Genomic DNA, 13,621 nt, shown 5'->3' on the forward strand with positions numbered 1-13,621 from the left:
CATTATTTCCAAACGCATCCCTCTTCATCCATCAGCAATATCGTTAATTTGGCACTGGGTAACAGGGGTTCACAAACTTTCCGGCAATGATGGAGTAAAGCTTGAAAGAATACTCTCTCCGATACCGGAATAATCTGCCACAGTTCACGGGCAAGCGTTATTCCTGCGATTTTCTCAATAGTGATTCCTGTACAGCTGGCTTCCCTCGCTACGGATTGAATAAAACGCCTGTTCATCACAGATCTTTTACTGTGGGTATCCAGCAGTCCTTCCGCGAGTTTTACAGCCTTGCCGATCATAATGCCGAGTGTCACTTCTTCAAAATTTTCTTCTGCCGCTATCTGTAATGTTTCACCGATAAAATTACCATACTGTACGAATGCCTGTGGCAAAGCATCGGGATACAGAGATTTCAGGTATCTTTCACTTTTTGCTCCCGAATTAATAATAAGATATTTCACCCCCAACGCTTTGGCAACTTGCGCTTCACGACGAATGGAGTGGATAAATGCCTCATTGGAATAGGGTTTTACGATTCCCGATGTCCCGATGATGGATATGCCGCCCACAATTCCCAATTTCGGATTAAAGGTCCTTTTGGCGATCTCTTCACCGTGGGGAACTGAAATGGTAATATCAATGCCGGTATGGAGATCGTCCGACAACTTTTCGAGTGTTTCCTGCGTTTCACGCTCTATCATTTTACGGGGTGTGGCGTTGATGGCCGGACCGCCAATTTCCAGTCCCAATCCCGGTAGGGTTACTTTTCCTACGCCTATACCTTGTAAAAAACGTATTCCGCTGTGTGTGGAATTAATAGCGATATTGGCGCATATTTCCGCTCTGTTGGTTATATCCGGGTCATCACCCGCATCTTTCAATACAGTACAGGTCACGCTGCCATTCGGCTCAAAAACTGTACGGACAATATCGATGGTAACCGGTTCGTCATTTGGCAGTGAAATGGTAATATCTTCTACCGGAATACCCGATAACAATGCGGTGAGTGCTGCTTTGACAGCAGCCGTGGCACAACTTCCCGAGGTATATCCTGTTTTCAGATCGAAAAAACCGGGTGACAATGTTTCAATCTGTTTGCGCAAACCATGCTTGCCATAGATCGTTGCATGAGCGAAGTAGGGTAGTGGGGGGCGACGAATAACGAGCACAGGAATACCGAGTGCCAGTGCTGTGTCTATTTTCCCGGTAAAGCCACCCGATTCACCACTCTCTTTTGTAATGATTGCTCCGGGGGATAGGCGCTGGAAAAGTGCAGTCTCGTCACGTTCATCCTCATAGAACAGGATATCTTCGTGCGGGAATCCGTTTTTTTCGACAACCGCCAATGACTCATTCCGCTTCATAATACGGAATATACATCTGTGATTTAGCCAATAGGGTTTCAGTTTGAGAATGGTATTCACTCCCGTAAGAGCAAGCAGATTATGGATATTCTTTTCTTCCAGAAAACGGATAGCCGAATGATAGTCGTCGAACCAGTGCAATTGCGGATTGGAGGGTGGAAAATTCCGTTCGAATCGGATCACAGGGATTTGTAACTTTTGCGCCGTTATCCCAATGTTCTTATGCACATTTTCGGCAAACGGATGGGCTGCATCCACGATAAGGCGGATGTTGTGTCGAAGGCAGAAACCGGGCATCGACACTTCATCCAATCCGCCCGAAATACGCTTGCCATATACACAATCTATTTGTTGAGAGGCGTTTTTGGTAGAATAAAAATAGGACTTACCCGCTTCGTCGCATATCTTCACTGCAATCCTTCCTTCGGTCGTGCCACCGATGATGAGAATAGTGGCTTGCGTCGGTTGTTTAATATCTGCGTTTACCATTGACTCCTTGAATTAATAGTAGTTCTTCATCTTCTCCAATAGTTCCTCGATAGTGTCAACCCATATCTGAGGCTGATTTTCGATTGAGAGGAGGATTCGGTTCTCCACTATTTCGATAGTGTCGTACGACGGGGCATTGCGTTCCGCAAGAATACGGTTACGCAGCAATGCCTTACGGATCATGGAATAGCGTTGTCCGTGTCCGACGAGGCGTATTTGCCGGTCGAAATCATTTTCCACCCTGAACAATCCTGTATCCTTGTCAAAAAGGATACCTTTGCGGGCAAAGAAGTTACTCAAATCGCCGTTAAGCGAAAGGTCTTCGGGCGTACCGACATGGATCCGGGCGCGGTCGTCCATCAACCATATCTTATCGGCAATTTGCAGTGCCAGTTCGAGATCGTGTGTGGAAAGGAAAATGGTTTTCTGCGTTTCCCGTGAAAGACGGTGCAACAACTGCATCATCTCCACTTTGCTGGGGAAATCGAGGAAGGCCGTGGGTTCGTCCAGGAAAATAACCGGAGTGTTCTGTGCCAGCGCTTTGGCAATCATCGCTTTTTGACGTTCGCCGTCACTGAGCGTATGTACCATCCGGTGGGTGAGATGTGTTATCTTTACAAGTGAAATCGCTTTATCTATTTCCTTATGATCTTCCGGAGTAAGTTTGCCCCAAAAACCGGTATAAGGGCTTCTGCCGAGTGCGACAAGCTCATGTACGCTCATATTTTTAATGTCGAGCCTTTCAGTCAACACTACGCTTATAAGCCTCGCAAGTGCTTTTTCGGAATAGGCTCCGATTTCCTGTCCGTGGATAAAGACATCTCCTGACAGTTTGGGTTGGAATGCCGAAAGAGTACGTAATAAGGTAGACTTTCCTATACCATTGGCTCCCAGCAGGCAGGTCAACTCGCTACTAAAAATACTGGCATCGATGTGTTGAGCCACTACTTTTACCGGTTGACGGTTTTTGTAGCCAATAGCAAGATCGCGGAGTTCAATACTTTTAGTCATTATTTTATATCGAATCGTTTAACTGTTTAATCGTTGAATTGTTGAACAGTTGAATCATCACATCATCACTACTGATCCCGATTTATCGGGATCAGTAAATCATCAAATCAATTTACCTCATTTTTTCGTTTTCCAAACAAGACTGAAATAACAATGGGTGCTCCAATCAGTGCTGTAACCGAGTTGATGGGTAACGCCCCTTCAAAGCCCGGCATGCGCGCCACCAGATTGCAGAAGAGTGCCAATGCGGCTCCGGTAAGCGTGACGGCGGGAACAAGTACAATATGGTTGGAGGTGTTGAAAAGCGTACGACAAAGGTGCGGAACAGCCAGCCCGAGAAATACGATAGGGCCGCAATAGGCTGTAACTACCGCCGTAAGTACACAGGAACAGGCGATTACTGTAAATCGTGCACGTTTGACGTTCAGTCCGAGGTTGCGGGCGTAATTATCACCCAGCAGCATCAGGTTGAGCGTTTTAATGAGCAGGAAAGATAAGGGGATCAATACTGCCATTACAATGACAAATGTGTGTACCTGATTCCCCGAAACTTTAGAGAAACTACCCAATCCCCAGATCACATAAGCCCGTACATCTTCATCGTTACTGAAAAATTTCAGTACGCCGATGATTGCTGTGGCAATATAACCGATCATCACCCCCATAATCAACAAAACCACGTTGCCCCGTACGCGTTGCGAAATGGCAAGTATAATAGCCATCACAGCCATGGCACCAATGATAGCGCTTATTGTAATGGCTACTTCTCCCATAAGTCCCATACGGCTCAGCGCCCTGCCGCTGATACTCCCGGAAAGTAATATAATGGTAGCTACCCCCAGACTTGCTCCGGAACTGATACCCAGTTCCGACGGACCTGCCAACGGATTGCGAAAAACCGTCTGCATCTGTAAACCACTGATCGATAATCCTATACCGGCCACCAATGCCGTAATAGTCTGTGGGAAGCGCGATTTCCAGACAATATTCTGCCAGATGATCTGCGACTCATCATTTTTCCCCAACAGAATATTCCATATATCGGCAAGCGGGATAGAAATGGTGCCCAACGCCAGGTTGAGCATCACCAAAACAATGATACTAATGAAAATAAGGGTGAAAAAAAACGTATTACGGTTCATCTGAATGTCTCCGTTTTAATTGCATACATACGAAACTTGAGTTATAATCATTCCTATTTCAATACTTCATAATAGACTGGCGTATGATCCGGCAGCAATTCTGGATGAAATGCCTTGATAAGGTCGGCCAATACCACTTCAGGCTCTACAGGGGTATTTTCGTAGAACGGCTTATTGCGCAGGCTGCAATAGATTATCTGCTTCTCTTTAAAAGCTTTGAAATCGGCATAACGAGGGTCGGTTTGTTGCAGAGCCCGATAAGTGAACTCTCCGTCAAAACTGTTCACGATCCGCCAGAAGTCGGCATTGGCGCCCTGTGAGTAGACGCTCTCGAAATCGACATAAAATCCACCTGACTCATTGTCATTCTGCATGAAATAATCGGCCCCTGCATCTTCGAAAAGGTGCGCCAGATAGCTTTTTCCTCCCACCACATACCAGTTTCCGCCATGCATTTCGCCACTCAATACTTTAGGACGGGATGATGCCGTGGCCACCAAACTCTTGAGTTCGTCATAACGCTTTTCGATTTTATCGAATTGACGGTTTGCCTGCTCTTCGATGCCCAAAAGCATGGCCGTAAATTTTATCCATTCCGCCTGTCCCAATGGGGAACTTTCTTTGTATCCGAGAAAGGTGACCAACGGGAAGCCCAGGTTCCTGATGGCATCATATCCCCCTTTTTTGAATGGCGATACAAGAATAATATCCGGATTGATGGCAAGAATTACCTCGTTATCGAAGTTTCCCTCGATGCCGATACGGCTTGCCTTGTTCTCTTTGAGTTGCTGTTTGATCTTCTCATTAAACAGGAAACGCGTGCTATTGATCCCGACAATTTTATCAGTCTGTTCCAACTTAATGAAGTTCGACATTTGCAGTGCCGTCATACATATCACACGTTCCACAGGCGTTTCAATAACAGTGTAATGATCGGGAATCCCTTCGGGTTTGGTACCCCGGGGCACCAATGCATAATGATAGGTCAAAATGCTTTCATCCAACGGATCCCGCACATCGACAAGGCGGTATGACCCGAAATCTTTTACGGAAAAACCCCTGGCATATTTGATATGTATGTCGGCAGCACCGGAAGTATCTATACTTTTTGAGCTGTTGTTTTCTTTCTGTGCATTGCCTTTACATCCGGTAAGGATTAAAAGACAACCAATTAGGATAGAAGTTATTTGTTTCATATTATTATTGTTTTCAATCTTCCTCAATCTTCCTCAATCTTTCTCAATCTCCCCGGTCTCCCTATCAATCTTTCTTCACAATAAGTAGGGAAAAATAAGGAAATAAACGTTGTATGATTTCATTCCGATTGTTTGTATAAAACTCTTTTTGGGCAATTCCCACGTTTTCAAAATAATGAAATTGTGCTTCGGAAAGGATCTCCACGGCTTTTTTTATGGTATCTTTCTGTTGTGAAAGTTTCATCAATACGACAGACTTTCCGGCTTCCACTTCCATCATGATCTCTTCAGCCGATGTGCCGGAAGGAAAAACCGACAACCGTTCATCCTGCTTTACTACATGAATACCTGCCAATGCACCGCATGCAATGAAGGCGGGAACGCCGGCAATATGCTGTACGGCAATATCCATCTCTTCCAGTTTGTCGGAAATATAATGAACGGAAGAGTAGAAGCCTGAATCGCCTTCTGCCACAAATGCCACTGACCGTCCTGTTTGATAACATTCGGCAATTTCAGAGGCAATGTCACTGTATACTTTCTCCGCAAGCGTCCGGTCTTTGCTCATCGGCACTAAAAAGATCCTTATTTTTTGTGTATCGATACCGATCTCATCCAGTATATCTTTTGCCCGTGACAGGGTCTTCCCGTCCGATTGCGTGGCCGGACAATAAATTATTTCGACTTTCTGCAATGTCCTTAGTGCTTTCAACGTAACCAATTCCGGATCACCGGGGCCCAAAGAAACACAAACAGGCAAATATTTTTCTACTTTTTCAGGCATCTAAATAAAACAGTTTCTACATTCTTAAAAGACTATTCAAAACCTTCTCCACACCTTCCCACTAACTCCTGAACAGATGCTTAAAGTCATCGGCGTATAACCGTGAAAGTCCGTGGCGGTTATCGATAGCTTCACCTACCACAATCATTGTCGTTAACGTGAGGTCGTTATCACGGATAATCTTTGCCAGGTCTTTTAATTCTCCGCGATAGATTCGCTCATCTTTCCAGGTGAGTTTGTAACAGGCTGCTACAGGGGTGGTAGGAGGATAATGTTCCAGTAACTCTCGTTGTACATCTTCGGCTATGGCAGCGCTCAGAAAAATACACATCGTACTTTGCGAACGGGCAAGCAGGTGCAACTTCTCCTTTTCGGGCATGGGTGTGCGCCCTTCTCCGCGTGTAAGGATAATGGTTTGTACTTTCTCGGGAATGGTGAATTGCGATTGCAACGCCGCTGCTGCTGCCTGGAACGATGAAATACCGGGAGTGATGTGATACGACATGCCGTGTGCATCAAACAAGGCCATCTGTTCCTGAATAGCGCCGTAAATGCAGGGATCACCCGTATGCAAACGCACAATAAGTTTACCCTGATCGTAAAATTCTTTCATTATAGCGAATTGCTCTTCGAGGCTCATCGGAGCCGAACTGCGAACTGTCGCTCCTTTCTTTGCATAGTGCGTGAGTTCCACGGGAACAAGGCTTCCGGCATAGAGGATCAGGTCAGCATCTTCCAGGAAATATTTCCCTTTCAACGAAATCAATTCGGGATCCCCCGGCCCGGCTCCCACAATTTCAATATGCCCATGGCGCAATACGCTCCGGTTAATGGCCAGTGAAAACGTAAAGTCATTGCCTTCGCTTAATACACCTTTCTGTTTCTCCAGGATCAACAGCCCCATTTCCGAAGCCTTCAATGCCGATGCTTCTGATACGCTCGGCACGGATGTTACACTCACCACTTTGTCTGATGGATTGGGTATATCGATACCCTCTAACTCCGATGCGGTGTAGATATGCAAAGGGGCATTATAACGTCGAGAAAGGTCCTGCAGTAGTGGTTCATCCTTCTTTAGTTCGATAGAGGAAATACCTGCAATCGCCTCTTTCGCCACATGTTTCTCCGACAGAAAACGATCAATATATTCACCTATCCCGGCAGGACTGCATAACTTGCGGCAACCGATCCCCAGCTGCAATACTCTCGGGTGAAAATAAATCACGGGAACAGGAGAATCGGGATATAAGAATGGGGTGACGGCGATCAATAATTCATATTTTTCCCAGCCAATATTTTCAATGGAATAGAAAATATCAGTATGCTCAGGTTTGTTGCGCTCTAAATAATCGCTACCGGCATCTTTTATATCGAGCAGCAATGCTGTCGGTTTCCTGTTGACGAAAGTGGTGAGCGGATGGTTGAAGTTGCCGGCAGTCGTACGTGTTATCCATCCGAAACGCTGGTCCAACGTATCCAACGCCCACAATCCGGTGTTGTCGCTTTGCGTGGTGATGATCTCTTCTCCGCCTATAATGCGCGCCAAACGTTCGCTAAAGGTATTGGCGCCGCCTACATGCCCTGATAAAACGGAAATAACGTATTTTCCGCTACTGTCGATATTGATGACTGCCGGATCGGTATGTTTATTCTTTATACAGGGTGCAATGCTACGCACACAAATGCCCATTGCCCCGATAAAGACCAGTACATCGACGGTCGGGAACAGTTGTTTTACTCCTTTTGAAAAGGATGATATCTGTACGCACCCTTCTATAGGGGACTTTGTGTAGATAACCGTTTCGGGGAACTCCCGCCGGATCAGGCGGGCGATCTCGATAGCGGTTTCGGAAACCAGTATAACGGCAAGTGTTGCCTGTTCAGGTTTGTCTGTTTCTGATTGTATGCTGGAGTTATTCATCTTTCCATTATGTTTCAGGAGTCTTATGGTTTTGAATATTAGTGCTTTCATCTATTTGGTTGCTTTCATCACATCAATCGGGTTGAAGTCATCCGTTTGGATACGGATCGTTTGCCTCAATTGCAAGTTGTATCTGTCAATAGCCTTCAGAAATAACTGGCGGCTCTCTTCCGATACGGAGTTGAAAACAATCACACCGTCATCTGCCAACAGATCGCTGGTCTTTTCTATGATTTCATCCATCTTCCCTCCGTGTCCGCCAATGAAAACTGCGTCGGGACTGGGGTAGGGGGTAATATCGATTTGTGCGAAATCGCCGATGACCGTCTCGATACCCGGGGTGCCGAATTTTCTTGCGTTATCATGTATCAACTGTTCTCCTTCGGGACGTTGTTCAAATGCTATGATACGCAGGTGTGGAAATTGCAGTTTCGCTTCTACCGATACCGAACCGGTACAGAAACCGATGTCCCAGAAAACGTGGCGATCATGCAAATCGAGCATACTGAGCGATAGTAGCCGGATAGGCATTTTGGTAATCATCCTGGCTCTTCCGTCAAGCAGGTGAAAATCAGATTCCGGAATACCAAACGGCCGTGGACGTATATTGATACGACGCAAAATGAGATTATTGGGAAATGCGAATGTTTTACCAACTACTTCTTCCAATCTCCAATCCGACACTTTTTCCTTTTCTCCGTTTCCAAGCAGTTCACCTACTGACATCGTATAATTGTCATACCCATATTCCAGCATTCGTGCAGCGATGGCAGACGGTGTGTGTTCCTTATTATCAGTCAATACCCCGATCTTTTCGTAACCCCGTATCAGCGCCTCATCGAATTTGTTCCATGAACGTCCTGTAAGTGACACAACGTGCATATTATGATAAGGCATCAGCAGTCGGTGTGCCAACAATTGCAAAGAGTTGAAGAACGGGAAAACCTTTACTTCTGCTTCCGGTATCTCACGCAACACCGTGTTGGCAAAGCCATAGAATAAAGGATCACCCGATGCGAAGACCACCACCGACTCGTGAGAGCGGTATTGTTCGAACACATCGGAGAGAGGTACCGTAATGGGTATCCAACTATGCTCCAAAGGCAAATAGGGCTTGACAATCTCATAATGTCGTGTCCCACCCGAAAAGAGAGTATGTGATTGTATTACCTGCTGCACTTCGGGTGTAAAGTACTGTTCCCTGTTGTCATCTATGCCTATAATAAAGAAGTTCATTTACATACGTCTTACATGTCTTTTCCCGGCTTGAGCTGCGCTGCATCATCGAGCGTGAGAATGGAATTTACAAGCGTAGCAGCGAGATTGCTTCCACCTTTACGCCCCTCCACGATCAGTTTGGGGATATGCCTGAACGGCTTGGTCATATGTTTCGACTCGCGTACATTGACAAAGCCGACCGGTGCGGCAATAATACCTGCGGGTTGGGCTTTGTCTTTGCGGATCAATTCGCATAATTCGATAAGCGCAGTCGGTGCATTACCGAAGACGAACAATGCATCGGGATGTTCCGCTACAGCCAGCCGGATTCCGGCTTGCGTACGGGTGACTCCCTTCTCTTCCGCCAGTGCTGCCACGCGTGGGTCGTACAGGTAACATTTGGCTTCTATCCCGAGTCGCTCTAAGGCTCCTTTACGAATTCCGGAAACAACCATGGTTACATCGGAGATTATATACTTGATCTGCCCGTTCCTGCATTGTTTATGCAGTTTTTCCACGGCGCTCTCATCGGTATAGAGAATATTCTCCATGTCGAAATCGGCAGTGGTATGGATCGCATGCAGCAACGCCCATTTCTTATCCAACGCAATATCGCGGTCTTTTAATTCACCGTCGATTGTCCGGAAACTGCGGATCATAATATCCTGTCCTATATTCCTGGCGCCGTTGTCGATATCTTCACGATAGTAACCCCGAGGAGTGATAAACGTGTTGTCTGCAGAAAAGTAGGATTGTGAGTTGCCGATGATTACCACAGTGAACATATCCACCTCTTCGGGATCAAATTTCTCCAGCGTGGTGACTTTGATCTCCTGTTCATCACGTCCCGCCTGGCGGACATAACCGACCGGCGTTTCGGGTGAACAGTACTGTAAAAATATCTCCTGCAGACGGTACAATTGCCAATACCGCCCCTTGCTTTTAGGGTTGTAAACCGCCGTAACGAAATCGGCTGTTGCAGCCGCTTCTATCCGTTTTTCTATCTTGTCCCAGGGCGTCATCAGGTCGGAAAGCGAGATCACACAGAAATCATGCCCTACCGGACACCCCAACAAGGCGGCTGCTTTCTGAAATGCACTGATGCCGGGCAGGACTTCCACTTCCACATCGCTGTTGCGCTCGGTTTTCATCTCATGAACAAGTGGCGCCATGCCGTAGATCCCTGCATCGCCGGAACTGATTACACAAACCGTCTTGTCCTGCTCCGCATATTCAAAAGCCTGTAAAGCCCGTTCGCGTTCTTTTTTCATGCCCGTATCTATACAGGGCGTTCCAGGTTTGATGATATTCTCAACAAACCGGAAATAGTATTTATATCCCACAATGACATCCGACACGGCTATCGCATCAAGTACTGCAGGTGTAATATCTTCTTTGCCTCCGGGACCTATACCGGCAACAAAGATCTTTCCTTTCGACATGATTTTACTTATAATGATTGTCAAATTACTTTTTTTAGTCCTCTTTTTCTCCCGTTTGACGGTACTTCGCTTTCTTTTCCATGATGTCCAGTTTGCGGTGGCGGGTTTTGAATTTAAGATGGTTAATAAAAATATCCTGTATCTCAACATTCTCCCCGAGCCCCTGCATCTTTACTTCGACGGTATAACCCGCCTTTTCGAGCTCTTCTTTCCAGTCGCCCTCAATGTCGTTTTTGGCATGTTCACCTGCGACAAACATAAACGGCACTAAAACGACCTTTTTCAATCCTGACTGTTGCAATTGAGCCAGCATATCGTCATATTCGGGATATCCTTCGATTGTTCCCACGAAGAAGTTCTGATGTCCTTTTGCCTTCAGCATATAGTCGAGCATCGCATATTGCGCCGTGGTTGAATCGTATGTGCCGTGTCCTACCAGAACGTAAGCGAGATTTTTATCTGCTCCTTTGGTGATTGCCGCAATGACTGCTTCATAATCATCCGGATCGTAAAGCAGTGGGTTTCCGACACGCACCTCCTTAAATTGATCTTTTACTTCAGCCGCATTTCTCTCAAGAGATTCCATCTCTTTCCCGTCGATAATGGTGGAAGACTGGATGAGGATATGGGTATATCCCTCCGATTTGAGTTGTTGAAGCACTTCAAGTGGGTCTGCCTTTATGATGCTTCTGTCACCCAAACGCTTTATCACAATCCGGGAAGTATAGGCTTCACGGACTTCCAGATCCGGGAACTGTTGTTTTACGCGGTCGTTTAGTACATCAATTGTCAATGCGCGTGTATCGTCGTGTGTGGTACCGAAATGCACCATCAGAATAGCAGCTTTGTCACCGATCTGCATTGAGCCGAAGAAATCGGAATGTTCATAATTCCCGCCGCCATGGGCTAATAAACCGAACGTAGTCAGTAGCATAAAGAAAGAAGTGAAAATCGTTTTCATATTATCATTGATTTATTTTGAAAAGTTGATTGCAAGACTCATATATACCGTTCGTCCCGGAGAGAGGATTGCATAATTCACACCATAGGCGCTATCCTGTGCCACAACAGCATTCGAAGCCAGCATACCCAATACAAGCAGCATAACTGACGTACGCTTTACATACTTCATTTATGATAAATAATAAATTGGTGAATTATTCTTGCGATAGGAAGAATTCATTCATCCGGTTCTGTATCCAAAAACCCGGGACACTTTCACTTGTGTTGTTCTTGCGTTTCTGGCAGGTCTTCTGACTTACTCCCGTGTCTGAACGCCTTCCCATCCCTGATCGGGACAGTGGCATTGGGTTATTTGTTCAGCACGTAGGCGGAGCTTACAGCAGCGGGTCTGTTCAGGACTTTCACCTGATTCCCTTTTCATTCCGATCGCGAGACCTCGTGATCGGAACACCAAAAATCGGATGCAAAGATAGCTCTTTTTGTATAATAAGAATAATAAAAATGATGGGATATAGTTTTTATCTATAAGGTTGATTTTTAATTGCAAATATTTGATAAATGACTTAAGTTTCACATATAACTTTGAAGTGTATGCAACTTATGAAACTTGAATAAATCATAGTTTTATTCTAATGGAAGAGCCTCATCAAATCATCCATTTCTGCCCAGTATATATGTGTATATCCGGCAATTGCATTCTTATAGCGTAATAGTTTCGTATCAACCGGAATACCTTTGGCATTGTATTGAGTGATGAAACTTTCTTCATTTCCGGAAACGGACGAGTAATGAAATTCATGTCCCTTCACACAGATACCATTCGATGTGAATTGCCGGTACCCCAGTGTGAGTTTCATTGCTTCCATACTGGCTTTTTGTTTAAAAATATTAACCATGGGATACTCTTTTCCGGTTTTATCGGCAATGCAGGATGAAAGGTACATCATCCCTCCGCACTCAGCCAGCAGTCGTCCTCCCTGCTCTACATAACGGCGGATGCTCTCCAGCATAGATGTGTTCTCACTTAATTTGTCGGGATATAATTCCGGATATCCACCCGGAAGGTATATAAAATCGGCATCAGGTAGTTCCTGATCGTGCATCGGACTGAAAAAAGTGACCGTTCCTCTCTTTTTCAGATACTCGATATTTTCATGGTAGTAAAAAGCAAAAGCTTCGTCAGTGGCGACAGCGGATTTTAACACTTTGCGGTGTGATACCGCGTTTTCCTTTGAGAGAACAGGCGAAGTTAAGCTTTTCCGGGTCATCTCCAGTATCTCATCAATAGGGAGATGCTGCTCCATAAAATTGCCCGCTTTCTCTGCAAACTCATCCAAAAGCAGGTTGCTGTCGATACTCAATCCGAGATGACGCGACGGAATCTCCAGATCGTTGTTTTTCGGCAGACGTCCCAATGCGGGTATACCCACGTCGTTACAGGCATCCTGTAAGAACCGGTAATGACTGTCGGAATTGACCATATTAAAAATAACACCTGCAATGGATATGTTTTTGTGAAAGTTCTTGAAGCCGTACAGGATGGGTGCAACGGAGTAAGCCATCGATTTGGGAGTCAGCACCAATATAATAGGGATATCGAGCACCTCTGCAATATGTGCACCGCTGCCCTGCCACTTGTCAAATCCGTCGAAAAGGCCCATAACCCCTTCGGTCAGGGCAATATCACAGCCGGACGTATAGGTCGAGTACAATTGCTTTACATGTTCTTGTGAGGAAAGGAAAAGATCCAGGTTGATAGAGGGTTTACCCGCCGCCAGTTCGTGGAATTTCGTGTCGATATAGTCGGGACCACACTTAAACGGTTGTACCTGTAACCCCCGGTTTTTGAATGCCCGCAACAACCCGATGGTCAGCGTGGTCTTTCCGCTTCCCGATGATGATGCGCCTATTAAGAACTGATATCTTGCCATGGTTGCAAAGGTAAGGTTTTTGAATAAAATTTTACCTGTTAAATCACTGTAAACCGACGAATATCCGGATACTATTCATTTCACAGTCATTCCGGATAATTTCCGGATAAAAAAATTGTATTTTTTATGTATTAAATATCAGATACTTATGATTGAATTA

At 45.5% G+C, this 13,621-nt stretch carries 11 protein-coding genes and 1 riboswitch; all 11 genes read right to left on the reverse strand.

Annotated features, from left to right (window positions below; genetic code table 11):
- Nucleotides 1-2: 2 nt before the first annotated feature.
- A complete protein-coding gene (gene cbiD, locus PSM36_RS08430; protein WP_076930545.1) occupies nt 3-1,853 on the reverse strand; it encodes a cobalt-precorrin-5B (C(1))-methyltransferase CbiD in 1,851 nt (616 codons plus the stop codon).
- Nucleotides 1,854-1,865: 12 nt separating this feature from the next.
- Nucleotides 1,866-2,867: an ABC transporter ATP-binding protein gene (locus tag PSM36_RS08435; RefSeq protein ID WP_154670990.1), complete on the reverse strand. Its 1,002-nt coding sequence runs from the start codon at nt 2,865-2,867 to the stop codon at nt 1,866-1,868.
- A gap of 104 nt (nt 2,868-2,971) precedes the next feature.
- Nucleotides 2,972-4,006, reverse strand: a complete 1,035-nt coding sequence (locus PSM36_RS08440) for an iron ABC transporter permease (RefSeq protein ID WP_076930547.1) — start codon at nt 4,004-4,006, stop codon at nt 2,972-2,974.
- 53 nt (nt 4,007-4,059) lie between these two features.
- A complete protein-coding gene (locus tag PSM36_RS08445) occupies nt 4,060-5,202 on the reverse strand; it encodes an ABC transporter substrate-binding protein (protein ID WP_076932142.1) in 1,143 nt (380 codons plus the stop codon).
- A gap of 64 nt (nt 5,203-5,266) precedes the next feature.
- Complete coding sequence (gene cobI, locus PSM36_RS08450; protein ID WP_076930548.1) at nt 5,267-5,986, reverse strand: precorrin-2 C(20)-methyltransferase; 720 nt, start codon at nt 5,984-5,986, stop codon at nt 5,267-5,269.
- A gap of 61 nt (nt 5,987-6,047) precedes the next feature.
- A complete protein-coding gene (gene cobM / locus PSM36_RS08455; protein ID WP_076932143.1) occupies nt 6,048-7,907 on the reverse strand; it encodes a precorrin-4 C(11)-methyltransferase in 1,860 nt (619 codons plus the stop codon).
- A gap of 51 nt (nt 7,908-7,958) precedes the next feature.
- Complete coding sequence (gene cbiE, locus PSM36_RS08460; protein WP_076930549.1) at nt 7,959-9,143, reverse strand: precorrin-6y C5,15-methyltransferase (decarboxylating) subunit CbiE; 1,185 nt, start codon at nt 9,141-9,143, stop codon at nt 7,959-7,961.
- An 11-nt stretch (nt 9,144-9,154) separates the two neighbouring features.
- On the reverse strand, nt 9,155-10,567 hold the full coding sequence (gene cobJ / locus PSM36_RS08465) for a precorrin-3B C(17)-methyltransferase (RefSeq protein ID WP_076930550.1): 1,413 nt from the start codon (nt 10,565-10,567) through the stop codon (nt 9,155-9,157).
- 34 nt (nt 10,568-10,601) lie between these two features.
- Nucleotides 10,602-11,528 carry a sirohydrochlorin cobaltochelatase gene (locus PSM36_RS08470; RefSeq protein ID WP_076930551.1) on the reverse strand — a complete coding sequence of 309 codons (927 nt, stop codon included), beginning with the start codon at nt 11,526-11,528 and terminating at the stop codon, nt 10,602-10,604.
- 12 nt (nt 11,529-11,540) lie between these two features.
- The gene (locus PSM36_RS17340) at nt 11,541-11,699 is read right to left on the reverse strand and encodes a hypothetical protein (RefSeq protein WP_154670991.1); all 159 of its coding nucleotides are present in this window, start codon (nt 11,697-11,699) and stop codon (nt 11,541-11,543) included.
- Nucleotides 11,700-11,793: 94 nt separating this feature from the next.
- A riboswitch (cobalamin riboswitch) is annotated at nt 11,794-12,000 on the reverse strand.
- Between the two features lie 159 nt (nt 12,001-12,159).
- Nucleotides 12,160-13,461: a cobyrinate a,c-diamide synthase gene (locus PSM36_RS08475; RefSeq protein ID WP_076930552.1), complete on the reverse strand. Its 1,302-nt coding sequence runs from the start codon at nt 13,459-13,461 to the stop codon at nt 12,160-12,162.
- Between the last annotated feature and the right edge of the window lie 160 nt (nt 13,462-13,621).

The sequence above is a fragment of the Proteiniphilum saccharofermentans genome (assembly GCF_900095135.1).
GTDB classification, from domain to species: domain Bacteria; phylum Bacteroidota; class Bacteroidia; order Bacteroidales; family Dysgonomonadaceae; genus Proteiniphilum; species Proteiniphilum saccharofermentans.